The sequence below is a fragment of the Micrococcus sp. iso_229 genome (assembly GCF_058072725.1).
Genome location: NZ_CM176514.1, coordinates 878029 through 901075, shown reverse-complemented (window position 1 = coordinate 901075; position 23047 = coordinate 878029). Strand labels below are relative to the sequence as shown.

Here is a 23047-nt window from a genome sequence, read left to right as displayed (position 1 = left end):
GCTCAACCCTTCTCGAGGTAGTCGGCGGCGGTGAGGTGCTCGGCCTCCCAGCGGGCCACCTCGGCGGCGAGCGCCGGGTGGGCGGAGAGCCCCGGGCCGGCCGCCATGACCTGCGCGACGGCGTCGGCGGCCACGGCGATCAGCGGGGCGTCGGCGATGACGTCCACGTGGTGCAGCCCCGAGGCCAGCCCGGACTGGGCGGCGCCGAGCACGTCGCCGACACCGCGCTGGGCGAGGTCCTCCTGCGCGATGCGCATGCCGTCCTGCTCCTGGGCCAGGACCTCGAGCCGGCGCAGCGACGGGTGCCCGTCCGGCAGGCGCGTGGCCAGCAGACAGACCGCCGCCCCGGGACCGCGGCCCACGCGGCCGCGCAGCTGGTGCAGGGTGGACAGGCCGAAGTCGTCGGCGTCGAGGACCGCCATGACCGTCGCGTTGGGCACGTCCACGCCCACCTCCACGACGGTGGTCGCCACGAGCACGTCCGTCTCCCCGCGCGCGAAGGCCTGCATCGCCGCATCCTGCTCGGCCTGGTCCATGCGCCCGTGCACGGCGTCGATCCGCAGCCCCGCCAGCGCCGGGAGACCCCGCAGCCGGGGTGTCATCTCCTCCACGTTGGCGTGACCCGGGTCGGCGTCGTCGGGGTCGATGCGCGGGCACACCACGAACGCCTGGTGGCCGGCCGCCACGTGCTCGGCGATCAGCTCCCACACCCGGCCGATCACGCGCGGGCCGTGGGCCATCCGCGCCACGTGCGTGGTGACCGGCTGTCGCCCCGAGGGCAGCCCCTCGAGCACCGACAGGTCCAGGTCACCGAACACCGTCATCGCCACGGAGCGCGGGATGGGCGTGGCGGACATGACGAGCAGGTGCGTGCCGGGGTTGGCCCGCCGGAGGGCCTCGCGCTGGTCCACGCCGAAGCGGTGCTGCTCGTCGACGACGGCCAGGGCCAGCTCGGCGAAGCCCACCTTCTCGGAGAGCAGCGCATGCGTCCCCACGGCGATCCCGGCCTCGCCGGAGGCCAGGGCCAGCAGCGCCTCGCGGCGCGCGGCGGTCTTGAGCGAGCCGGTGACCAGCACGACCCTCGTGGCCGGGCCGTCGCCGGCCCCGAGGGTGCCGGCCTCGGCGAGCGGACCCATCAGGCGCAGCAGGGCACGGTGGTGCTGCGCGGCGAGCACCTCGGTGGGCGCCACCAGGGCGGCCTGGCCGCCGGCGTCCACGACCTGCAGCATCGCCCGCAGGGCCACGAGCGTCTTGCCCGCGCCCACGTCCCCCTGCAGCAGCCGGCTCATCGGGGCGTCCCGGGCCAGCTCGGCGGACAGCTGCTCCCCCACCGCCACCTGGCCGGGCGTCAGCGCGAACGGCAGGCGGGCGTCCAGAGCCTCGAGCAGGCCCCCGGGCCGCGGCGGGCGGGGCACGGCGGGCACCGCCCGCTCCCGGTCCCGGCGCCAGGCGAGCGCGGCCTGGACAAGCAGCGCCTCACGCAGGGCCAGCGCGGTCCGCGCCGGGCCGGTGGCGGCGACGTCGTGCGGGGCGTGCAGGTCCCGGTACGCCTGGGCGGTTCCCGGCAGCGGCGCGTCCAGGTCGAGCGCCGCGGCGGCCTCCGCGCGGATCCGCTCGGTGAGCAGCTCGGGGATCCGCCCCAGGTCGACGGTCTCGAGCACCCGGGCGACGGCGGAGCGGACCGTCCACGACGGCAGCTTCCCCGTGGCCCGGTAGAGGGGCACCGGTCGCACGTCCACCTCCCCCGGGGCGACGTCGTCGTCCAGGAGGGCGAAGTCCGGGTTGTTCAGCGTGATCCGGCCGCGGTACTCGGTGGTGCGGCCCTGGAACATGGCGGTCATCCCGGGGGCGAGGCGGCGGCGGGCGTCGTGGCCGTTGAAGAAGGCCATGGACAGGCTCGCCCCCGGCACGCCGGCCACGGACGGGTCCGCGACGGTGACGTCCACGATGAACCCGGGCCGGCTGTGCATGCGCCGTGTGGTCACCGACTCCACGACGGCGACGACGGTCACCTCGGCGTCGTGGGGCAGCGCGGCGATGGGGGTGAGCTCGCCGCGCTCGATCCAGCGGCGCGGCACGTGGTCCAGCAGGTCCCCGACCGTGGTCAGCCCGAGCTCCTTCTCGAGGCGGGCGGGCAGCGTCCCACCCAGCACCTCGGACAGGGGCAGGTCGGTGACGGTGGCCTCAGCGGCCATGGCACCCGTCCGGTGCGGCGTCTCCGTGCGACGGCCCGGCCAGGTCGGTGACGGCCAGGCCCTCGACGTCGCCGGCGGCCCGCAGGGGGCCGATCGCGTCCTCGGCGCGGGGCACGTGCACGTGGACCCGCCACGCGACCCGGCCCTGCCCGTCACGGGCGGTCCCGACGGGGGCGAGGATCACGGCGTCCCCCACGTCGGCCAGCCGTCGGCGCAGCTCGGCCGCGGCGAGCGGGGTGAGCGTCAGGGTGCCCATCACCTCGACGGCCCCCTCGATCGGCGCCTCCGCCTCGGCGGCGGGCTCGCCCTCTGCGGCGTGGGCGCCCTCGACGTAGCCGGGGAGCGCGGTGGCCAACTCCTCGTCCACGGGCGTGCCCGTGACGACGGAGCGCAGCGCCTCCAACACCCAGAGCAGCCCGACGGCGCCGGCGTCCACGACGTGCGCCCGGGTCAGCGGGGCGAGCAACGACTCGGTCTCCTCCACGGCCTGCACGCAGTCGGCCAGCATGAGGGTCACGGCCGGACCGAGCCGCACGGCCGGGTCCGCGTCCCCGGCCACCGCAGGCGTGTCCGGGGCCTGCGTGGAGGAGCGCGCGAGACTGCGGGCGGCCGCGGAGAGCACCGTGAGGATCGTCCCCTCGCGCGGATCCGACAGGGCCTGCCGGGCGGCCCGGTCGGCGGCTCCGAACGCCGCCGCCAGGGCGAACGCGTCGACGCGCTCCCGGCCGCGCAGGGGCTCGGCCATCCCCGCCAGGCTGACCGCGAGCAGCATGCCCGAGTTGCCCCGGGCGGAGTCCAGCGCGGCCGCCCCCGCGTGCGCGAGCACGGCGCCGGCGTCGTCCTGTGCGGGGCAGGCGTCGGCCGCGGTGCGGGCCGCCGTCAGCGTGGCGAGCATGTTCGTGCCCGTGTCCGCGTCCGGGACCGGGAAGAGGTTCAGGGCGTCGAGCCGCGGCGCGGCCCGGCCCACGAGCTCCTCCGCGAGCGCGAGCCAGTGCCGTACCAGTGACGGCCGGGACGGCGTGCTCACGGCGCCACGGCCTCCCCCAGGGTCCCGGTGCGGATGCCCTCGCCCAGGCGGGCGATCGCCGCCCAGTCCGGCCACACGACGTCCTCACCGGTGTCCGTGTAGCCCACGCCCACGGACGGCACCGTGCTGGTCACGATCGGGGCGTCGCGCGCGTCGCGCAGGGACCACGCCAGGTTCGCGAGGGTGCTCGAGTCGAGCTCGTCGTCGAGGGTCAGGAAGGGGGCGAACTCCTCGACGGCGGCCTGCACGCGGCTCGGGTCCGAGAGGGTGTCCCGCGAGAGGAACGCGGACACGATGGCCTTGACCAGGCGCTGCTGGTTCTCCACGCGGTCGAAGTCGCTGCGCGGCAGGTTGTACCGCTCCCGCGCGTAGGCCAGGGCCTTGTCCCCGTCCATCTGCACGGTGCCCGCGGGGAAGTCGACGCCGCCGGTCGAGACGAAGGCGCTGGGGTTGTCCACGCTGACGCCGCCCAGGGCGTCCACGAGGCCCTTGAAGCCGGCGAGGTCCACGGCGATCACGTGGTCCACGCGCGCCTGGAACATGTTCTCCGCGGTGGCCACCGTCAGCGGGATGCCGCCGTACTGGTAGGCGGCGTTGACCTTGTGGTCCCCGTGCCCCGGGATCGGCACCCACATGTCACGCATGATGGACATGACCTGGATCTCGCTGCGGTCCCCGGGCACGTGGACCCACATGAGGGTGTCCGACCGGCCGGCGGAGTCACGGCCCTCCGCACCCGCGTCCTCGCCGACGAGCAGCACGTCGAGGGCCTGCTCGTCCGCCTGCTCGTCCGCGCCCGGGGCGACGGGGCCCCGGGCGCCCTCGGCGGCCTGGTCCGCGTCCATGCCGGGCGGCGGCGCGGTGGGCTGCTGGGCGGACGCCCCCGCGGCACCCGGGCGGCCCGACTCGGCGGGGAACGCGCCGCCGTCGAAGCGCTGGGTGTCCTGGTCGATGATCCGGGCGATCCCGCCGACGTACACCGCCGCCGCGATGCCCACGGCCAGCAGCGCCACGAGCACCACCGCCAGGGCGATCAGCCACGGGCGGCGACGACGACGGCGCCGCCCGACGGCGACGTCCTCCTGCGGGGGGCGGGGGCGGGGGTCCGCGGTGCTGCTCACGTGGGCTCCTGAGGCGGGGACGGGAACGGTCCCGCCCATGCTAGGGCACGGGCCCCCGCGGGTCCCGGCGCCGCACGTATCCTGGGCGGATGGAATCCCGCCGTCTGCGTCGTCTCGTGCCCCTCCTGACCGCGATCGCCCTCGGTGCCACGGCCTGCACCGGACGGGTGGCCACAGTGGAGGCCGCGCCCCACGCCGCTGACCCGGCGTGTGCCCCGGCCATGGTGGCCATGCCCGACGCCCTGGGCGACCTCGACCTGCGCCCCACCGACAGCCAGGCGACGGCCGTGTGGGGTGACCCGGCCGCCGTCGTCCTGCGCTGCGGCGCCGAGGTCCCCGGCCCCACCACGGACCGCTGCATCTCCGTGGACGGGATCGACTGGGTCATCCGGGACGAGGACGAGAACTGGCGGATCACCACCTATGGCCGCGACCCGGCCGTGGAGGTGCTGTTCGGCAAGGACCAGGCCAGCTCGGACACCGTGATGGTGGGCCTGTCCTCGGCGGTCGCGCAGATCGAGTCCAGCGGCGGCTGCGTCAGCCTGCAGGACGCCACACCCGTCGGCTGAGACCGGCGCGGGCGGCATCAGTGCAGGCCGACGCCCCGCTCGAGGGCGAGGTCCAGCAGCTCCGAGATCAGATCGTCGTAGGACAGGCCCGTCCGCTCCCACATGGCCGGGTACATGCTGATGGGCGTGAAGCCCGGCATGGTGTTGATCTCGTTGACCACCCAGCGCCCGTCCGGGGTGAAGAAGAAGTCGCAGCGGCCCAGGCCGGATCCGTCCACGGCCTCGAAGGCGCGGATCGCCAGGGCCCGCAGCCGCTCGATCTCCTCCTCCGGCAGCTCGGCCGGGCAGGACAGCTGGGTGGTGCCGGTGTCCTGGTACTTCGACTCGAAGTCGTAGAACTGCGTCTCACCCTCGTCGTGGGCCACGACGATCTCCCCCGGCAGCGAGGCGCGCGGGGCGGCGGAGCCGTGCCCGTCGAGGACGGCGCACTCGATCTCGCGGCCGACGATGCCCGCCTCCACCACGACCTTGGGGTCGAAGCGCCGGGCCTCCTCGACGGCGGCGCGCAGGCCCCCGGGCTCGGTGACGCGGGTGATGCCGAAGGACGAGCCGGCGCGGGCGGGCTTGACGAACAGCGGGTAGGCGAGCGCCCCGGCCCGGGCGAGAGCCGCCTCCGGATCGCGCGCCCAGTCGCGGGCGGTGATGGTCTCCCACGGTCCGACCTCCAGGCCGGCGGCCTGGAAGGAGACCTTCATGAAGTGCTTGTCCATGCCGACCGCGGAGGCCAGCACGCCGCAGCCCACGTAGGGCAGACCCAGCGACTCGAACATGCCCTGGAGAGTGCCGTCCTCACCCCAGGGGCCATGCAGCAGCGGGAACACGACGTCCACCGGGCCCAGCGAGGAGCCGTCGGCCGCGGTCAGCTCGACGGTGCCGTCCGGCAGGGCGCGCAGGCTCACCGGGGCCTCGGGCTCCGGCACCTCCGGCAGGACGTCGCCGTCCAGGCGGAACGAGGCCACGTCCAGCTCGTCGTGCGACCACAGGCCGGAGCGGGCCACACCCACCGGCACGACGTCCCAGCGCTGACGATCGGCCGCGTGCAGCACGCCCGCCGCGGTCACGCAGCTGATGGGGTGCTCGCTCGAGCGGCCGCCGAAGAGCAGGAGCACGCGGGGACGCGCGCCGGCGGCGGCCTCCGGGGCGGGGGTGGCGGTCATGCGGTGCGTCCTTCCGACTTCAGGTCACGGGCGAGCAGCAGCTCGGCGAGGCGGTCCACGGCCACGTCCCCGGCGACCACCCGGTCCATCAGCTCGCTGATGGGCATCTCCACACCGTGGGCGCGGGCGGCGTGCACGATGGCGGAGACGGACTTGATGCCCTCGGCCGTCTGGCTCATGGCGGCCACCGCCTCCTCCGCGCTGAGGCCGGTGCCGATGTGGCGGCCGGCCGTGCGGTTGCGGGAGAGGGGCGAGGCGCACGTGGCCACGAGGTCGCCCAGGCCGGCGAGCCCGGCCATGGTGGCCGGGTCGCCGCCGAGCGCGACGGCCAGCCGGGTGGTCTCGGCCAGGCCCCGGGTGATGACGGAGGCCTTGGAGTTGTCCCCCAGCCCCTGCCCGTCGCAAATGCCCACGGCGAGCGCGATGACGTTCTTCACCACGCCGCCGATCTCCACGCCCACGACGTCCGTGTTCGTGTAGGGCCGGAAGGTCCGGCCGGCCGTGAGGGCGGCGATGCGCTCCGCCGTCGCGCGCGAGGCCGAGGCGACCACCGTGGCGGTGGGCTCGCCGCGCGCGATCTCGAGGGCGAGGTTGGGTCCGGAGACCACCGCGAACCGGTCCGGGCTGAGGCCCAGCTCCTCCGCGCAGACCTGCGACATCCGCGCGTCGGTGCCGCGCTCGAGGCCCTTGACGAGGGAGACCACGACGGCGTCCGGAGCCAGGTCGGCGCGCACGGTGCGCAGCGTCTCGCGCACGTGCTGCGCGGGCACGGCCACCACCACGACGCCGGCGCCCCGGACCGCCTCGGCGGCGTCGGTGACGGCACGCACGCAGGTGGGCAGAGAGATGCCGGGCAGGTACTCGGGGTTCTCGTGTCGCTCGGTGATGGCCTCAGCGACCTCGGCCCGCCGGGACCACATCACGATCTCGGACGCGCGGGCGGACTCGGGGCTGGTGCTCAGGCCCAGGACGCGGGCGAAGGCCGACCCCCAGCTGCCGGCCCCGAGGACGGCGACGGTGCGCGGATCGCTCATGCCCCGGTCACCCGCGCTCCGGTCGTGGGGTCCCAGCGGCCCTCCGGGGCCGGTTCTCCGCGCAGCTCGGCGACCAGGTCGGTGATCGCGGCCATCATGCGGCCGGTGCCCTCACGCAGGGTCGCCGCCGTCACGGGGCGGTCCCGCAGGTCCGCGAGGTCGACGGGCGCGCCGACCCGGATCCGGGCGGTCTTGCGCGGGAGGACGCGGAGGGAGCGGCCGCCGTACGGCAGCAGCTCCTGGATGCCCCACTGACCGACAGGGATGAGCGGGGCGCCGGTCTGCAGGGCGAGGCGCACGGCCCCGTTGCGCCCGGCCATGGGCCAGCCGTCGGGATCGCGGGTGACGGTGCCCTCCGGGTAGACGATGATCGCCCGGCCCGTGGCGACGGCCTCGCGAGCGGCGGCGAGCGAGCGGCCGCCGTCGCGGGTGCGCTCGACCGGGATCATGCGGGTGGCCTCGAGGACCTGCTTGAGCACGGGCACCTTCCAGAGCTCGGCCTTGGCGAGGAAGGTCGGCAACAGGCCCTGGTTGTAGACCATGTGGGCCACGGAGAGCGGGTCCACCTCCGAGATGTGGTTGACGGCGAGGATCGCGCCGGTCTCGGGCAGGTGCTCGGTCCCCTCCCACACCTGGCGGACGAGGGCCCGCATCGCCGGTCGCACGATCACCCCCGGGATCACGTAGGGGGCCCGCGCGGCACGCGTCGGACGACCCCCCGCGGCGGCAGGGCTCTGCGCGTCCACGCCGCTCACCGGTCGCGTTCGGTCAGCTCGACGTCGGCGCCGAGGCCCTCGAGCTTCGCCATGAAGTGCTCGTAGCCGCGGTTGATGATCTCCAGGCCCGTCGCCGTGGAGGTGCCCTCGGCGGTGAGGGCGGCGATCAGGTGGGAGAAACCGCCACGCAGGTCCGGGATGTCGAACTCGACGCCGTGCAGCGGCGTCGGGCCGGAGATCACGGCCGAGTGCAGGAAGTTGCGCTGACCGAAGCGGCACGGCACGGAGCCGAGGCACTCGCGGTGCAGCTGGATGGAGGCACCCATCCGCACGAGGGCGTCGGTGAAGCCGAAGCGGTTCTCGTACACGGTCTCGTGCACGATGGAGACCCCCTTGGCCTGGGTCAGCGCCACCACGAGGGGCTGCTGCCAGTCGGTCATGAAGCCGGGGTGCACGTCCGTCTCGAGCACGAGCGGGTTGAGATCGCCGCCGGCGTGCCAGAACCGGATGCCGTCGTCGACGACGTCGAACTCGCCGCCGATCTTGCGGTAGGTGTTCAGGAACGCCGTCAGGTCGCGCTGCTCGGCGCCGCGGACGTAGATGTCTCCGCGGGTGGCCAGGGCGGCGGAGGCCCACGAGGCGGACTCGTTGCGGTCGGGCAGCGCGATGTGGTTGTAGCCGCGCATCTCGCTCACGCCCTCGATGCGGATGGTGCGGTCCGTCTGCACGGTGATGATCGCGCCCATCTTCTGCAGGACGGCGATGAGGTCGTGGATCTCCGGCTCGACGGCGGCGCCCTTGAGCTCGGTGATGCCCTCGGCCTTCACGGCGGTCAGCAGCACCTGCTCGGTGGCTCCGACGGAGGGGTACGGCAGCTCGAGCTTGGCGCCGTGCAGGCCCTTGGGGGCGGAGATGGAGATGCCGCCCGGGCGCTTGTCCACGACGGCGCCGAAGTTGCGCAGCACGGCCAGGTGGTAGTCGATCGGGCGGTCGCCGATCTTGCAGCCGCCGAGGTCGGGGATGAAGGCCTCCCCGATCGCGTGCATGAGCGGGCCGCAGAAGAGGATCGGGATGCGCGAGTCGCCGGCGTGGGCGTCGATCTCGGCGGTCAGCGCCGACTTCACCCCGGCCGGGTCCATCGTGATCCGCCCGGTCTCCTTGTCCCACTCCACGGACACGCCGTGGATCTCGAGGAGGGAGCTGACGACGTCCACGTCCTTGATCTCCGGGATGTTCCGGAGCACGGACGGCGAGTTGCCGAGCAGGGCGGCCACCATGGCCTTGGGCACCAGGTTCTTGGCACCGCGCACGGTCACCTCACCGGTCAGCGGCTTGCCGCCATGGATGGTCAAGAGCTTCGCCATGCGCGTCCTTCCTCAGCGCGGCCGCGGGGCCACGGTCTCGGCCACTCCGCCGGAGCGGGGAGGTCTCTGAACGGGACCGCCCGCCGTGTGCGGCGGGCGGTCCCGGAATCGCCTCCCAGCATAGGGCGTCGCCGGGCACGCGCGGCAATGGTGCGCTCCCGGCGGCGGCCGGTCAGCCGGCCGTGCGGGCCGGCAGGGTGGTGGGCTTGTACGCGGGGCGGTTCGCCTCGTAGGCGTCGATCTCGTCCTGGTGCCCCAGGGTGACGGCGATGTCGTCCAGGCCCTCGAGCAGCCGGTGACGGGTGTCGTCGTCGATCTGGAAGGGGGCGGTCACATCCCCGCACTCGACGGTGCGTGTGACGAGGTCCACGGTGACCGGGGTCCCAGGACGGTTCTCCAGCTCCTTCCAGATGCGCTCGACGTCCTCCTGCTCCACCTGGGCCGCGACGAGCCCCTGTTTGGCGGAGTTGCCGCGGAAGATGTCCGCGAAGCGCGGGGAGATCACGGCGCGGAAGCCGTAGTCCTTGAGCGCCCACACGGCGTGTTCGCGCGAGGAGCCGGTGCCGAAGTCCGAGCCCGCCACGAGCACGGTGCCCCCGCTGAACGGCTCGGTGTTCAGGATGAAGTCGGGGTCCTGGCGCCAGCCGGCGAACAGGGCGTCCTCGAAGCCCGTGCGGGAGATCCGCTTGAGGTACACGGCCGGGATGATCTGGTCCGTGTCCACGTTCGAGGCGCGCAGCGGCACGCCGACGCCGGTGTGGGTGGTGAACTTGTCCATGGCTCAGGCCTCCTGGGGGGTGAGGGCGGGCAGGTCGGACGGGCTGGCGAGGCGGCCCAGCACGGCGGTGGCCGCGGCGACCACCGGGGACACCAGGTGGGTGCGCCCGCCCTTGCCCTGCCGGCCCTCGAAGTTGCGGTTGGAGGTGGACGCGCAGCGCTCCCCCGGGGAGAGCTGGTCCGGGTTCATGCCCAGGCACATGGAGCAGCCGGCGAACCGCCACTCAGCCCCGAAGTCCTCGAACACCCTGTCCAGGCCCTCGTCCATGGCCTGCAGGCGCACGCGCGCCGAGCCCGGCACGACCATGACGCGCAGCCCCTCGGCCTTGCGCCGGCCCCGGACGACCTCGGCGAACGCCCGCAGGTCCTCGATGCGGGAGTTGGTGCACGAGCCCATGAACACGGTGTCGACCTCGACCTGCTTCATCGGGGTGCCGGGGGCCAGGTCCATGTAGGACAGCGCCTTGCGGGCCGCCTCCTGGGCCACCGGGTCGGCGAAGTCCTCGGGCGCGGGGACGGTGTCGTTCAGGCTCACGCCCTGACCCGGGTTGGTGCCCCACGTGACGAACGGCTCCAACGTGTCCGCGTCGATGACCACCTCGGCGTCGAACTCCGCACCCTCGTCCGTGGCGAGGGTGCGCCAGTGCTCGACGGCGGCGTCCCAGTCGGCGCCCTCGGGGGCGTGGGGCCGTCCCTTCAGGTAGGCGAAGGTGGTCTCGTCCGGGGCGACCATGCCGGCGCGGGCGCCGGCCTCGATGGACATGTTGCAGATGGTCATCCGGCCCTCCATGGAGAGGTTCCGGATGGCCTCACCGCGGTACTCGAGCACGAAGCCCTGGCCCCCGCCCGTGCCGATCTTCGCGATGACCGCGAGGATGATGTCCTTGGCCGTCACACCCGGGCGCAGCGCGCCGTCCACGGTGACCGCCATGGTCTTGAAGGGCTTCAGCGGCAGGGTCTGGGTGGCCAGGACGTGCTCGACCTCGGAGGTGCCGATGCCGAACGCCAGGGCGCCGAACGCGCCGTGGGTGGAGGTGTGGGAGTCGCCGCAGACCACGGTGAGGCCGGGCTGGGTCAGACCCAGCTGGGGGCCGACGACGTGGACGATGCCCTGCTCGGCGTCGCCCAACGGGTGCAGACGCACACCGAACTCGGCGCAGTTGGCCCGCAGGGTCTCGATCTGGGTGCGCGAGGTGGGATCCGCGATCGGCTGGTCGATGTCCAGCGTCGGGGTGTTGTGGTCCTCCGTGGCGATGGTCAGGTCGGGCCGGCGCACCGGACGGCCGGCCAGGCGCAGCCCCTCGAAGGCCTGCGGGCTCGTCACCTCGTGCACGAGGTGCAGGTCGATGTAGAGCAGGTCGGGGGTGCGGGAGGAGCCCTCGCCCTCGCCACGCACCACCACGTGCTCGTCCCAGACCTTCTCGGCCAGCGTCCTGGGTCGCGTCGTCGCCGTCGTCATCTGCCGCACCTTCCTGCTCACGCACCTGTCGGTCGTCGCCCGGCGCGGGGCGCCGGTGCTCACGGACCACTGTGGGGCGCGGCGGGGTGGTTCTCGACCACGGGGCGCGATATTCCATATCGTGAGATTTTGTCTCACATTCCGGAAGCGGCGGCGGCCGGCCCGGTCGCACATGACGCGCGCCGACACCCAAGGCCGTCCGCGCAGTGAGACGACTACGATCACACCATGACCACCGAGCCCGTGCGCCCGCCCACCGAGGACGACCTCATCGGCCCCTCGCTCCACCGGCATCCCAGCGGTGTCGGCGTGGTGGACAAGTCGGTGGCGATCCTCGACGCGCTCGAGTCCGGCCCGGCCACGCTCGCCCAGCTCGTCACCGCCACCGGGATCGCGCGGCCCACGCTGCACCGGCTCGCGGCCGCCCTCACGCACCACCGCATGGTGGGCAAGGACCTGCAGGGCCGCTACGTGCTGGGCACCCGCCTGGCCGAGCTCGCCTCCGCCGCCGGCGAGGACCGGCTCACGACGGCCTCCGGCCCGGTGCTGCTGTGGCTGCGTGATGCCACGGGAGAGAGCGCCCAGGTGTTCCGTCGGCAGGCGGACTCCCGCGTGTGCGTGGCCAGCGCGGAGCGGCCCTGGGGCCTGCGCGACACCATCCCCGTGGGCGCCCGCATGTCCATGAAGGCCGGCTCCGCCGCGCAGGTGCTCCTGGCCTGGGAGGACCACGAGCGGCTCGTCGAGGGGCTGGCCGGCGCCGTCTTCACACCCACCGTCCTCGCTGCGGTGCGGCGGCGCGGCTGGGCCCAGTCCCTGGCCGAGCGTGAGCCCGGGGTCGCCTCGGTGTCGGCGCCGGTGCGCGGCCCCAGCGGCCGCGTCATCGCGGCGGTCTCGATCTCCGGCCCCCTCGAGCGGCTCTCCCGTCAGCCGGGCCGACTGCACGCGGACGCCGTCGTCTCCGCCGCGACGCGGCTCACCGAGCTCATCCGCGCCGGCGAGGCCTGAGGACCGCCCGCGCCACCGACGGGACGCGCCGCGGAGACACCCCGTTCTTCCCGCGTTCACCCGCGGGGCCTAGCGTCGGCCAGGTCCCCGACCGCCGTCCCCCGCACCACCGAGGAGTCCGCCGTGACCGAGACGACCGTGCCCGCCGCCCCCGCCGAGCAGGAGGCCGCGCCGCGGCTGTCCGTGATCGGCACGGGCTATCTGGGTGCCACGCACGCCGCCTGCATGGCCGAGCTGGGCTTCGAGGTGCTCGGCGTGGACGTGGACCCGGCCAAGATCGAGCGCCTGGCCCGCGGCGAGGTGCCCTTCCACGAACCCGGCCTGCCCGAGCTGTTGCGCACCCACGTCGCCTCCGGGCGGCTGCGCTTCACCACCGACGTCGCGGAGGCGGCCCGCTGGGCGGACGTCCACTTCATCGGCGTCGGCACCCCGCAGAAGGTGGGCGAGACCGCGGCGGACCTGAGCTATGTGGACGCCGCCGTCGCCTCCCTCGCCGGGGCGATCGACCGCGACGCGCTGATCGTCGGCAAGTCGACCGTGCCCGTGGGCACCGCGCGCCGCCTGGCCGAGCTCGTGCGCACCGTGCGCGCGGAGGCCGGACTGCCGGGCGAGGTCGAGCTGGCCTGGAACCCCGAGTTCCTGCGAGAGGGCTTCGCGGTGAGGGACACGCTCACCCCGGACCGCCTCGTCATCGGCACCCACGGGCCCCGCGCCGAGGGCGTCCTGCGCCGCGTCTACGCGCGGCAGCTCGCGGCCGACACCCCGTGGATCAGCACGGACCTCGAGACGGCCGAGCTGGTGAAGGTGGCCGCCAACGCCTTCCTGGCCACGAAGATCTCGTTCATCAACGCGTTCTCGGAGATCACCGAGAACGTGGGCGGGGACATCGGCACCCTCGCGGACGCGATCGGCCACGACGCGCGGATCGGACGCCGCTTCCTCAACGCGGGCGTGGGCTTCGGGGGCGGCTGCCTGCCCAAGGACATCCGCGCGCTCCAGGCCCGCGTCTCCGAGCTGGGCCTGGACCGGACCATGCGGTTCCTGGCAGAGGTGGACGACATCAACCTGCGCCGCCGCGACCGCGTGGTGGACCTAGCCGTGCAGGTGCTCTCCGCGGCCCGCGACGGCCGCGTCCGCCGGGCCGAGGCCTCCGGGCCCGCCCCCACCCCCGCGAGCGTCCAGGTGCTCAACGGCACGCGGATCGCCGTGCTGGGCGTCACGTTCAAGCCGGACTCCGACGACGTCCGGGACTCCCCCGCCCTCGACGTCGCCAACCGTCTCTACACGGCCGGCGCCGACGTCCGCGTGTACGACCCCGAGGGCAACGCCAACGCGGCCGCCCGTTTCCCGCGGCTCGACTACGTGGACTCGCTCGACGCGGCCGTGGACGGCGTCGAGCTGACCCTGCTGCTGACCGAGTGGCGCCAGTTCCGGGAGATGGATCCGGACGCCGTGGGCGCACGCGTGGCCTCCCGCCTGCTGATCGACGGGCGCAACGTCCTGGACGTCGCATCGTGGCGCGAGCACGGGTGGGACGTCATCGGCCTCGGGCACCGCTTCGACCCGGAGCGACTCCTCCACTCGGCCTGATCCGCCCGCGGACCCCGGCCCGGACGCTCAGCCGCCGAACGGGTCCCAGCCGGACTCGGGCAGGGGCCGCTGCCCGGCCGGCGCCCGGGCCCCGGCCGGCACGAGCCGGCCGATCCGCGTGAACCCCCGGGGCAACTCGGTCTCGGGCCACGCCAGCCCCAGGAGGCCGTAGTCCTCGCCCCCGCCGGCCACGAGCGCCTCCGGGCTGGTCCCGGCCAGGGCGGCCACGCGACGCAGGGGTGCGGCGGCCTCCGCCAGCCAGGCCTCGTCCAGCCACGGTGCCGGCGCGGGGCCGGTCCCGCCGGTGGCGGCCGCCATGCGGTGCGCGTCCTTGCCCAGGCCGTCGGAGACGTCCATGAGGGTGAGCAGGCCGGCCGCCACCGCGGCGGGCCCGAGGGCCAGCGGCGGGCGGGGTCGCAGCTGGGCGCGGACGGCGCGGGCGAGCTCCTGCGGTGACGGCCGGTCGGCGGCGGGGAGGGCGTCCGCCCGTCGCTCCAGCTCCGCGCGATCGGTGAGCAGCAGGGCGAGCCCACCGGCGGCCCACCCCGGCCCCGGGGCCGCGGCGGCCCGGGGACCCCCCGGCAGCGCCTGGGCATGGACGAGGTCGGCGCCCTCGGCGAGCACGCGGTCCCGGTCCGCCGCGGCCGGCGTGCGGCACAGCACGCCGCCGGGGTGCGGGTCCCCGAGCACCGTCACCGCGGCGTGGACCCGTCCGCCGGTGCCCAGGTCGCCCCCGGCCACCCGGCAGTCCGGCGCGCCGAGGTGACGCACCGCGCCCACGATGCCCGCGGCGAACGACCGCACCCAGGCGACCGGCGTCGTCGGCGGCAGGGTGAGGGCGGTGACGAGGGCGGAGGCGGTCCCGCCCATCGCGTTGACGTCCGAGAGGTTCTGGGCGACGGCCTTCCAGCCGGCGTCGTAGCCGCGGGTGCGGGGGCCGGCGGGCCAGCGGTGCAGGAAGTCCGTGCCCTCCCCCATCGCGTCCGTGGAGATGAGCGTCCCGCCGCGGGGCGCGGGCACGAGGGCGGCGTCGTCGCCCGGGGCGACGGTGCCGGCGGGCCAGTGGCCGTCCCGGACGGCGGGGGCGAGCCCGGTCAGGACGACCTCCAGCAGCTCGGACTCCGTGAGGTCGCCGACGGTCGCCCCCGCCGCAGCCGCGGGGTCGCGCACCGTCACCGGCGGCCCCGCCGGACCGAGACGCCGGAGGCCCGGGCGAGGGCGTCGCGGAAGGCGTGGAAGCGGTCCACCTCGGCGCGCACCGGGTCGACGACGAGCCGCCGGCCGACGTCGGTGGTCGCCTCCTCGAGGCGGCGGCGCGCGCGGCGTCCCCGCGCGGCGGCGGTCCACCGGGTCAGGGGGATCGCCAGCAGGGCCAGCAGCACGCCGAGCGCGAGGCCGCCGACGAGCAGCAGCGTCGGGAGGGGGAAGCCCTCGACCGTGGGCGCGGGCGGCAGGGGGAACTGCAGGTACCCCGCCAGGGCGAGGACGCCCAGCCAGCCGGCGCCGACGACGGCGGTGAGGAGGGCGAGCCACTGCAGCACGTCCAGCACGGGGTGCCACCAGCTGCCCCGACCGGCCCCGAGGTCGGTGGCGGCGATCGCCTGGTCCACGGCGCCGGGGAGCTCCTCGGCGTGCACCCGGCCCGCGCGGCGGATGGCGGCGGCCCACGGCTCGGAGGCCCCCGCGCCGGCCGCGGCGGCCAACGTGCGGACCGCGCCGTCGACGACGGCCCGCTGGGTGCCCGAGCGCTCGGGCAGGGAGGTGCGGTGCAGCGCGGGGTCGCGGGCGACCTCGTCCCGGTCGCGGCGGGGGGCGGTGCGCTCGGGCATCAGGTGCAGGCGCCGCAGGGGGTCCGCGCGGAAGGAGTGCATCCAGCGCAGCACGGGCCAGCTGGTGCGCTTGGCCGAGCGCAGCCGGTACGAGCCCTCGACCGCCCGGACGACGGCCGGCACGCCGCCGGCCACGGCCAGCTCGCGCCCGAGCCGCTGCTCGTCCCCGGGCCCGACGCCGGCCGGCTCGCCCTCGCCCGAGGCGGCGGCGAGGTCCGCGGCACGGGCCGCGACGTCCGCGCCCAGGCGCTCGGCGGCCGCGCCGCGCTGGGCGACGATCGCCGCAACCTGCCGGCCGACCTCCTCGAGGCCCTCCCCCGTGCGCGCGGACACGGGCAGCACCCGGACGTCGCCGAGGCCGTGCCCCGAGAGCATCCGGCGCAGCGAGGCCAGCACGACGTCCCGGTCCCGCACCGAGAGCCGGTCCACCTGGTTGAGCAGCACGAGGGTGACGGCCGCGTGCGAGCCCATGGTGGCCAGGAACTCGCGGTGCAGCACGGCGTCCGCGTACTTCTCCGGGTCCACGACCCACACCAGCACGTCCACGTGGCCGGCCAGCCGGGAGGTGATCTCGCGGTTGCCCCGCTCGACCGAGTCGATGTCCGGCAGGTCCAGCAGGATCAGGCCGGTGGCGTCGGCGCCGTCACGGCGGCCGAGGCCGAGGAAGCCGGGGCGGCCGTCGTCGAGCACGGGCGCCTCGTCCAGCAGGTGGCGGCGGCGCACGCCGAGCCAGTCGAGCAGGGCGGCCGCGCCGCCGCCCTCGCCGGTGCCGTCGCCGTGCTCCGCGTCCGAGTCCAGGCCCTGTCCCCGGCCCACGCCCCAGACCGCGGCGAGTGGCTCGGACGTGGTGGGCCGGGTGGCGGCCACGCGGGCCAGGTCGCGGCCGGTGAGCGCGTTGAACAGGGAGGACTTGCCGGAGCCCGTCGCCCCGAAGAACCCGACCACGGTGTGCTCCGCGGAGAGTGCCTGGCGCTCCCCGGCCGCGCGCACAACCGCGTCGGCCCCGGCCACGACGTCCTCGGGCAGGCGGCCCGCGGCCAGCTCGGCGGCCTCGCCGAGGGCGTCCAGGCGGGGGGCCAGGGCGGGGGTGTCGCGGCGGCTCATCGGGGCTCCTCCCCCGCCTCGGCGGCGGACGGGGCGTGCTCGGGCCCGGTCGGGCCGTCGACGCCGGCGGCCACCCCGCGGCGCAGCACCGGCACGAGGGCGCGCAGCTCCTCGGTGGCCTGCGGCTCGCGCTCGAGGTGGAGCAGCGGCAGGAAGCGGTCCGCGAGCACGGTCTCGAGGAAGGCCCGCACGCGGCGCTCGAGCAGCTCATCGGCACGCCGGGCCATGCGGCGCACGGCGTCCTCGCCGAAGATCGACTCGAGCAGCTTCTGCCCGACGACGGCGGCGCCGCCGGCGATGCCGACCTCGATGCCCGCGAGTCCGCCGGTGGAGGCGAACGAGATGATCATGAGGGCCACGGCCGCGCCGTTCACGCCGGTGGCCGCCAGGCGGGCGCGCGTGCGCTTGCCCGCGCCCTCCTCCTGGATCAGCGCCAGCACGTCCGACTGCCAGTCCCGCACGACGTCGGCCGCCCGCGCCGACGCGTCCGGCGTCAGGGCACCCAGGTCGCGCCCGGCCACGAGGGCCCGGCCCGCCGGCTCGGACGCCCAGCGCCGCTCGATCTGCTCGGCGGCCGCGGCGGCCGCCTCGACCATCACGGCGTGCAGGCCGGTCTCCAGTGCGGTCTCGACCTCCTCGGGCGGTGCCGGGCGCCCGCGCACCAGGGCGCCGAGGCGGTCCCGCAGCCGGCCGATCGTGGTCTCGACGCCGCGGAAGAACTCCCCCGTGCCGACGAAGTCCTGCCAGCGGGAGAGCACCTCGCCGCGCAGCAGCGTGCCGTCCGAGGTGGCCTCACGGACCCGGCCGACGGCCTGGTCCGTGGAGTCCCCCACGATCCGGGCGAGCAGGTCCGCGGCATGCCGCTGCTCCTCCTCGGCCCGGGCCAGGTCGGCGACGCGGGCGGCCAGCTGGCCCAGCACGCCGTCCACGGTCCGGCGGGCGACGGCGCCGCGCGCCTGGGCGTCGGCGGCGAGGGTCTCGAGCCAGGCGCGCAGGCCCGCGACGTGCTCCTGCGGGAGCAGGCCGCGCTCGTCGAAGCGGGTCTCGGGGATCACGTGGATCCGGGCGTCGGCGAGGCCACGCTCGGTGAGCATGCGCCGCAGGTCCGGGGTGATGTCCTCCGCGGCGCCCTCGGGCACGCGGCCGAGCACGACGGCCACGGTGATGTCGCGGTCGGCGGCCTCGTCCAGCAGCTGCCAGGGCACGGCGTCGGCGTAGCGGTGCGCCGTCGTCGTGAAGATCCACAGGTCGGCGGCTTCGAGGAGCTGCCGGGCCAGCGCGCGGTTCTGGTCCGCCACGGAGTCGATGTCCGGGGCGTCCACGAGGGCGATGCCCGAGGGCAGTGCGGGCTCGGCCACGAGCGCGACCGTGTCCATCACGGACTGGTCGGGTTCGACGGGGCCGGCGGCCGCGTCGCGGTGCACGCTGACGCGGGCGAGGTCGGGCAGCACCCGCGGGCCCGTGAACCAGTGGGCGTCGGCGGGGTTGTGCAGCAGCAGAGGCTGCCGCGTGGTGGGCCGCAGGGCGGAGGAGCGGGAGACCTCGTGGCCGACGAGCGCGTTCACCAGCGTGGACTTGCCCGCACCCGTGGAGCCGCCGACGACGGCCAGCAGCGGCGCGTCGAGCGAGTCGAGGCGGGGCAGGACGTAGTCGTCGATCTGGTGCAGGGTGCGCTCGCGCTCGGCGCGGTCCTGCCCCGCGGTGACGGTCTCGAAGGGCAGCTCGAGCGCGGCGAGGTGCTCGCGCACGCGGCGGACGGCCGTGTCGACACCGAGGTCTGGGGCGTTCTGATCCGTGTGTGGCACGTGGGCCATCGTCTCACGGGCGCGCGCCGGCCAACCATCCCGCCGGCCCGGCGGACGGAGCCCGGAGACGACGGAAGCCCGGTCCGCAGGGACCGGGCTTCCTGTCACTCGGGTGACCCCAGCGGGATTTGAACCCGCGTTACCGCCGTGAGAGGGCGGCGTACTAGGCCGCTATACGATGGGGCCGAGCGCGCTGTCCGCGTGTGCGGAAGCGATGCCGTGGAGACCTTCTTCTGCGCCTGCGTCTCCTGTTCAGGCGGCGGATGCGTTCATCCGCCCGTGCCGTTCCGGTCGGAGGACCGGGCGGCGACTGCGTGACCCCAGCGGGATTTGAACCCGCGTTACCGCCGTGAGAGGGCGGCGTACTAGGCCGCTATACGATGGGGCCGTGCGCCACGTCCGAGCGTCTCCGCCCGTGCGCGTTCACTGAGTCCGAAGACTCGCTGGGGTACCAGGACTCGAACCTAGAATGACGGTACCAGAAACCGTTGTGTTGCCAATTACACCATACCCCACTGTCGGTCAAGCATGCCTGACCGATGTGCATCATATTCATGAGCTCGGTGTTCCCGGATCTCTCCGGCAACGAGTAAGAACTCTACACCCTCCGGGCGGCGTGTGCAAAACCGGCGGGTCAGGCCGCCAGCCAGGTCCGCAGCCCGCCGATCGCCCGCATCCGCCAGCATGCGTGCTCCTCGTCCCAGAGCGGCTCCTCCGCCCCGCCGCGGGCGGGGGCGTCGGGGCTCATCCACACCGGGACGAGCCCCGCCGACCGGGCCCCCTCGACGTCGTGACGCAGGCTGTCCCCCACCATGAGGGTGCGTCCCGGGTCCGCGCCCAGGCGGGAGCAGCCGGCCAGGAAGGGGGCCGGGTCCGGCTTCGGGGCCCCGGCCGTGTCCGAGCCGATCAGCACCTCGACCCACTCCAGACCGAGGGCGTCGGCCTTGCCGCGCTGGTAGGTCTCCACGTTGTTCGTGACGATCCCCACGCCACGGCCTGTTCCCCGCACCTCGGCGAGCACGTCGGCGGTCGCGGGGAACAGCGCCCAGTGCCCGCGCACCACCTCTTCGTAGTCGGTGGTCCACAGGCCGTCGAGCGGGGTCGCCGCGTCCTCGGGCACGCCGAGCGTGCGCAGGGCGTCGGCCACGCGGGCCAGCCGCTGCTCCTCGAACGTCAGCTCCCCGGCCACGTAGCGCCCGTAGTGGCCGCCGGCGTCGGACGCGAAGGCCTCGGTGGCCTCGGCCAGCACCGCCGGGTCGACATCGGCGACCCCGGCCCACTGCCGGCGCATCGTCGCGTCGAACGCGGCGTGCTGGGCGGAGCGCAGATCCAGCAGCGTGTCGTCCAGGTCGAAGAGGACGGCGTCCCAGGCCGGCGGGTCGGCGGGCGCGCCCGCCGACCCGCCGGCCGGCGTCGTGCTCACGCCCCGGCTCATGCGTCGGCGGGCTGGTCCTGGTCCAGGCCCTGCTCCGCGGCGAAGCGGTCCAGACGGGCGAGCGCGGAGTCCCGGCCCAGGATCTCGAGCGACTCGAAGAGCGGCGGGGACACCTTGCGGCCGGTCACCGCGACGCGCACCGGGCCGAACGCCTGGCGCGGCTTGAGGCCCAGGCCGTCGATGAGGGACGCCCGCAGCGCCGCCTCGATGCGCTCGGTGGTGAACTCGTCCTCGGGCAGGGCGGCCAGCGCCTCCCGGGCCGCGGCGACGGCGGCGCCCAGGTCCCCAGGCATGCCCTTGAGGGCGCCCTCGGCGGTCCGGACGTCCCGGTCCGCCGTGAAGAGGAAGGCGAGCATCTCGACGGCCTCGCCGAGCAGCTGCACGCGCTCCTGCACGAGCGGAGCCGCGGCGGTGAGGACCTCCATCTCCCGCTCCGTCAGGTGCTCGCCCACGAGGCCGGCCGCGTGCAGGTAGGGCACGAGACGGCCACGGAAGTCGGCCACGTCGAGCATGCGCACGTGCGTGCCGTTGATCGCGATCGCCTTCTTCTCGTCGAAGCGGGCGGGGTTGGCCAGCACCTTGTGCACGTCGAAGTGCTCCACGAACTGCTGCGGGGTGAAGATGTCCTCGTCCGCGGAGAGGGACCAGCCCAGCAGGCCGAGGTAGTTCAGCAGGCCCTCCGGGATGAAGCCGTTGTCCCGGTGCAGGAACAGGTTGGCCTGCGGATCGCGCTTGGACAGCTTCTTGTTGCCCTCGCCCATCACGTAGGGCAGGTGGCCGAACACCGGCATGTACCGGGCGACGCCGATCGCGTGCAGGGCGCGGTAGAGCGCGATCTGGCGCGGAGTGGACGAGAGCAGGTCCTCGCCGCGCAGCACGTGGGTGATGCCCATGAGCGCGTCGTCCACCGGGTTCACGAGGGTGTACAGCGGCGAGCCGTCCGCGCGGACCACCACGAAGTCCGGCACGGAGCCGGCCTTGAAGGTGATCTCCCCGCGCACCAGGTCGGTGAAGGTGATGTCCTCGTCCGGCATGCGCAGCCGCCAGACCGGCGCGCGGCCCTCGGCCTCGAAGGCGGCGATCTGCTCGTCCGTGAGGTCACGGTCGTGACCGTCGTAGCCGAGCTTGGGGTCGCGGCCGGCGGCCCGGTGACGGGCCTCCGTCTCCTCGGGGCTCGAGTAGGACGGGTAGATGTGTCCGCCGGCCTTGAGCTTCTCGATCACGTCCGCGTAGATCTGTCCGCGCTGGGACTGACGGTACGGCTCGTGCGGGCCGCCGACCTCGACGCCCTCGTCCCAGTCGATCCCGAGCCAGCGCATCGCCTCGAGCAGCTGCTGGTAGGACTCCTCCGAGTCGCGCTTGGCATCCGTGTCCTCGATGCGGAACACGAGGGTGCCGCCGGTGTGCCGCGCCCAGCCCCAGTTGAACAGGACCGTGCGGATCAACCCCACGTGGGGGGTGCCGGTGGGCGAGGGGGCGAAGCGCACGCGCACGGGGGTCTCGGCGTCCACCTGGGGGACGTCGGCGAAGGGGGCGGGGGCGTTCTCGGACACGGGAGCGGTGGCGTCAGTCATGATGCCCCGAGTCTACGCGGGGCCCGGACGCCGCCGTCGAGCGCCTGCGTCAGCGGCGGAAGACGGTGGCGAGGACGCCGATGCCCTCGACCTCGGCCTCGACGCGCTGGCCCTCCTGGACCGTCCCGACCCCGCCCGGGGTGCCGGTCAGGATCACGTCGCCGGGCAGGAGGGTGAACATCTCCGAGGCCGCGGCCACGAGCTCGCGGACGCCGAAGACCATGTCCGCGGTCGTGCCGTCCTGGCGGGTCTCACCGTCGAGGCGGGACGTGATGCGCAGGCCGCCGGCCGGCTCCACGTCCAGCTCGGTCTCGATCCACGGGCCCAGCGGACAGGCACCGTCGAAGCCCTTGGCGCGGGCCCACTGCAGGTCGGTGCGCTGGGCGTCGCGGGCGGTGAGGTCGTTGCCCACGGTGTAGCCGAACACGACGTCGTCCACGCGGCTCACCGGCACGTCCTTGCAGATGGTGCCGATGACGACGGCGAGCTCGGCCTCGTAGGAGACCTCGTCCGACCAGCTGGGCAGGGTCACGGGCTCGTTCGGCCCCACGACGGCGGTGTTCGGCTTGAGGAAGAACTGCGGCGAGGCGGGGACCTCGTTGCCGAGCTCCTTCGCGTGGTCGGCCCAGTTGCGGCCGACGCCCACGATCTTCGAGCGCGGGATGATCGGGGCCACGAGACGCACATCCTCGAGGCGGTGCGTGGTGCCGGTGGGCTGGATCCCGTGGAAGAACGGGTCGCCCTGCAGGGCGGTGATGCTCAGCTCGGAGGGGTCGGCGTCGGCCGGGCCCTCCACGATGCCGTAGGTCGGTTCGGCCTGGTCCACGAAACGGGCGATGCGCATGGCCGCCAGCCTAGTGGGTGAGCGGCGGGCGCCGTCGCCGGGCACCCCAACCCGATGCCGACCCCGCTGACGCCGCGAGCCAGACGATTCGGCCTCGCCCGACGGTCCGGGGCGACCGATTCGTCTGGCTCGCGGGCGGATTCGTCTGGCTCAGCGGGGTGCGGTGCGGTGCGGCGCGGTGCGGGTCGAGACCCCTCAGCAGCAGCGGCTGCCCGGATTGGCCTCCTGGCGCGCGTACTCGGCCCGCCAGAACTCCCGCTCGGTCATCGGCGCGCGCTCCGGATGGTGGGCCCGGTGGTGGGCCACGTACGCGTCGTACTTCCCCTCTCCGGAGAGCTGGCGGACCCACCAGCGCACCCGGGCCCACACCCCGGGCCGAGACGGGCCGGCCGGGCCCTCCGCGGTGGAGGGCCCGGCCGGCGTCGCGCGCGGATCGGCCACG

19 protein-coding genes and 3 tRNA genes are annotated in these 23047 nt (G+C 74.9%); 3 read left to right on the top strand and 19 right to left on the bottom strand.

What is annotated here, in order from left to right; genetic code table 11:
• Positions 1-2 precede the first annotated feature (2 nt).
• The 3 genes from AC3RKA_RS04185 to AC3RKA_RS04175 are packed head-to-tail and all read right to left on the bottom strand — an operon-like array spanning position 3 to position 4343.
• Positions 3-2195, bottom strand: a complete 2193-nt coding sequence (locus AC3RKA_RS04185) for an ATP-dependent DNA helicase RecG (protein WP_489727536.1) — start codon at positions 2193-2195, stop codon at positions 3-5.
• Positions 2185-3222 carry a DAK2 domain-containing protein gene (locus tag AC3RKA_RS04180; protein WP_049161678.1) on the bottom strand — a complete coding sequence of 346 codons (1038 nt, stop codon included), beginning with the start codon at positions 3220-3222 and terminating at the stop codon, positions 2185-2187. Before AC3RKA_RS04180 ends, AC3RKA_RS04185 begins: the two co-directional genes overlap by 11 nt.
• On the bottom strand, positions 3219-4343 hold the full coding sequence (locus AC3RKA_RS04175; protein ID WP_489727535.1) for an LCP family protein: 1125 nt from the start codon (positions 4341-4343) through the stop codon (positions 3219-3221). Before AC3RKA_RS04175 ends, AC3RKA_RS04180 begins: the two co-directional genes overlap by 4 nt.
• Before the next feature lie 89 nt (positions 4344-4432).
• Here AC3RKA_RS04175 and AC3RKA_RS04170 point away from each other — a divergent pair, with 89 nt between their 5' ends.
• Positions 4433-4912 (top strand): DUF3515 family protein, encoded by a 480-nt coding sequence (locus AC3RKA_RS04170; RefSeq protein WP_049161674.1) that lies wholly within the window; start codon positions 4433-4435, stop codon positions 4910-4912.
• A 17-nt stretch (positions 4913-4929) separates the two neighbouring features.
• Here AC3RKA_RS04170 and AC3RKA_RS04165 read toward each other — a convergent pair whose 3' ends face one another.
• The 6 genes from AC3RKA_RS04165 to leuC all read right to left on the bottom strand — a co-directional run bounded on the left by AC3RKA_RS04165 (position 4930) and on the right by leuC (position 11419).
• Positions 4930-6069 carry a D-alanine--D-alanine ligase family protein gene (locus tag AC3RKA_RS04165; protein ID WP_489727534.1) on the bottom strand — a complete coding sequence of 380 codons (1140 nt, stop codon included), beginning with the start codon at positions 6067-6069 and terminating at the stop codon, positions 4930-4932.
• A complete protein-coding gene (locus AC3RKA_RS04160) occupies positions 6066-7103 on the bottom strand; it encodes an NAD(P)H-dependent glycerol-3-phosphate dehydrogenase (protein ID WP_489727533.1) in 1038 nt (345 codons plus the stop codon). Before AC3RKA_RS04160 ends, AC3RKA_RS04165 begins: the two co-directional genes overlap by 4 nt.
• Complete coding sequence (locus tag AC3RKA_RS04155) at positions 7100-7849, bottom strand: lysophospholipid acyltransferase family protein (RefSeq protein WP_260851720.1); 750 nt, start codon at positions 7847-7849, stop codon at positions 7100-7102. The genes AC3RKA_RS04160 and AC3RKA_RS04155 overlap by 4 nt, the downstream gene beginning before the upstream one ends.
• Positions 7850-7854: 5 nt before the next feature.
• Positions 7855-9183: a UDP-N-acetylglucosamine 1-carboxyvinyltransferase gene (murA, locus tag AC3RKA_RS04150; protein WP_002856412.1), complete on the bottom strand. Its 1329-nt coding sequence runs from the start codon at positions 9181-9183 to the stop codon at positions 7855-7857.
• Positions 9184-9355: 172 nt separating this feature from the next.
• Positions 9356-9961 carry a 3-isopropylmalate dehydratase small subunit gene (leuD, locus tag AC3RKA_RS04145; RefSeq protein ID WP_002856414.1) on the bottom strand — a complete coding sequence of 202 codons (606 nt, stop codon included), beginning with the start codon at positions 9959-9961 and terminating at the stop codon, positions 9356-9358.
• A gap of 3 nt (positions 9962-9964) precedes the next feature.
• The gene (leuC, locus tag AC3RKA_RS04140) at positions 9965-11419 is read right to left on the bottom strand and encodes a 3-isopropylmalate dehydratase large subunit (RefSeq protein WP_036334717.1); all 1455 of its coding nucleotides are present in this window, start codon (positions 11417-11419) and stop codon (positions 9965-9967) included.
• 228 nt (positions 11420-11647) lie between these two features.
• Between leuC and AC3RKA_RS04135 the strand changes: the two genes are divergently transcribed.
• Together AC3RKA_RS04135 and AC3RKA_RS04130 are read left to right on the top strand one after the other, a co-directional pair.
• Positions 11648-12424, top strand: a complete 777-nt coding sequence (locus tag AC3RKA_RS04135; protein ID WP_002856418.1) for an IclR family transcriptional regulator — start codon at positions 11648-11650, stop codon at positions 12422-12424.
• A gap of 123 nt (positions 12425-12547) precedes the next feature.
• On the top strand, positions 12548-14014 hold the full coding sequence (locus AC3RKA_RS04130; RefSeq protein WP_002856420.1) for a UDP-glucose dehydrogenase family protein: 1467 nt from the start codon (positions 12548-12550) through the stop codon (positions 14012-14014).
• Between the two features lie 27 nt (positions 14015-14041).
• Here the strand turns inward: AC3RKA_RS04130 and AC3RKA_RS04125 are convergent, their stop codons facing one another.
• The 10 genes from AC3RKA_RS04125 to AC3RKA_RS04080 all read right to left on the bottom strand — a co-directional run bounded on the left by AC3RKA_RS04125 (position 14042) and on the right by AC3RKA_RS04080 (position 23046).
• Positions 14042-15190: a thiamine-phosphate kinase gene (locus AC3RKA_RS04125; RefSeq protein WP_145031868.1), complete on the bottom strand. Its 1149-nt coding sequence runs from the start codon at positions 15188-15190 to the stop codon at positions 14042-14044.
• The gene (locus AC3RKA_RS04120; RefSeq protein ID WP_145031871.1) at positions 15187-16947 is read right to left on the bottom strand and encodes a GTPase; all 1761 of its coding nucleotides are present in this window, start codon (positions 16945-16947) and stop codon (positions 15187-15189) included. Before AC3RKA_RS04120 ends, AC3RKA_RS04125 begins: the two co-directional genes overlap by 4 nt.
• Positions 16944-18752: a dynamin family protein gene (locus AC3RKA_RS04115; RefSeq protein ID WP_049158211.1), complete on the bottom strand. Its 1809-nt coding sequence runs from the start codon at positions 18750-18752 to the stop codon at positions 16944-16946. The genes AC3RKA_RS04120 and AC3RKA_RS04115 overlap by 4 nt, the downstream gene beginning before the upstream one ends.
• Before the next feature lie 113 nt (positions 18753-18865).
• Positions 18866-18938, bottom strand: a tRNA-Glu gene (locus AC3RKA_RS04110).
• 129 nt (positions 18939-19067) lie between these two features.
• Positions 19068-19140, bottom strand: a tRNA-Glu gene (locus AC3RKA_RS04105).
• Positions 19141-19195: 55 nt separating this feature from the next.
• Positions 19196-19267 (bottom strand) — tRNA-Gln (locus tag AC3RKA_RS04100).
• Positions 19268-19386: 119 nt separating this feature from the next.
• Positions 19387-20175: an HAD family hydrolase gene (locus AC3RKA_RS04095; protein WP_206397840.1), complete on the bottom strand. Its 789-nt coding sequence runs from the start codon at positions 20173-20175 to the stop codon at positions 19387-19389.
• 8 nt (positions 20176-20183) lie between these two features.
• Positions 20184-21761, bottom strand: a complete 1578-nt coding sequence (gltX, locus tag AC3RKA_RS04090) for a glutamate--tRNA ligase (RefSeq protein WP_049160450.1) — start codon at positions 21759-21761, stop codon at positions 20184-20186.
• A 49-nt stretch (positions 21762-21810) separates the two neighbouring features.
• The gene (locus tag AC3RKA_RS04085; RefSeq protein WP_060775803.1) at positions 21811-22605 is read right to left on the bottom strand and encodes a fumarylacetoacetate hydrolase family protein; all 795 of its coding nucleotides are present in this window, start codon (positions 22603-22605) and stop codon (positions 21811-21813) included.
• A gap of 195 nt (positions 22606-22800) precedes the next feature.
• Positions 22801-23046, bottom strand: a complete 246-nt coding sequence (locus AC3RKA_RS04080; protein ID WP_049145181.1) for a YbdD/YjiX family protein — start codon at positions 23044-23046, stop codon at positions 22801-22803.
• Between the last annotated feature and the right edge of the window lies 1 nt (position 23047).

What these genes read in the sequence shown, in the direction of transcription:
- AC3RKA_RS04185 (WP_489727536.1), bottom strand. Translation starts at nt 2,195, where the DNA reads ATGGCCGCTGAGGCCACCGTCACCGACCTGCCCCTGTCCGAGGTGCTG.
- AC3RKA_RS04170 (WP_049161674.1), top strand. Translation starts at nt 4,433, where the DNA reads ATGGAATCCCGCCGTCTGCGTCGTCTCGTGCCCCTCCTGACCGCGATC.
- AC3RKA_RS04165 (WP_489727534.1), bottom strand. Translation starts at nt 6,069, where the DNA reads ATGACCGCCACCCCCGCCCCGGAGGCCGCCGCCGGCGCGCGTCCCCGC.
- AC3RKA_RS04160 (WP_489727533.1), bottom strand. Translation starts at nt 7,103, where the DNA reads ATGAGCGATCCGCGCACCGTCGCCGTCCTCGGGGCCGGCAGCTGGGGG.
- murA (WP_002856412.1), bottom strand. Translation starts at nt 9,183, where the DNA reads ATGGCGAAGCTCTTGACCATCCATGGCGGCAAGCCGCTGACCGGTGAG.
- leuD (WP_002856414.1), bottom strand. Translation starts at nt 9,961, where the DNA reads ATGGACAAGTTCACCACCCACACCGGCGTCGGCGTGCCGCTGCGCGCC.
- leuC (WP_036334717.1), bottom strand. Translation starts at nt 11,419, where the DNA reads ATGACGACGGCGACGACGCGACCCAGGACGCTGGCCGAGAAGGTCTGG.
- AC3RKA_RS04135 (WP_002856418.1), top strand. Translation starts at nt 11,648, where the DNA reads ATGACCACCGAGCCCGTGCGCCCGCCCACCGAGGACGACCTCATCGGC.
- AC3RKA_RS04120 (WP_145031871.1), bottom strand. Translation starts at nt 16,947, where the DNA reads ATGAGCCGCCGCGACACCCCCGCCCTGGCCCCCCGCCTGGACGCCCTC.
- gltX (WP_049160450.1), bottom strand. Translation starts at nt 21,761, where the DNA reads ATGACTGACGCCACCGCTCCCGTGTCCGAGAACGCCCCCGCCCCCTTC.
- AC3RKA_RS04085 (WP_060775803.1), bottom strand. Translation starts at nt 22,605, where the DNA reads ATGCGCATCGCCCGTTTCGTGGACCAGGCCGAACCGACCTACGGCATC.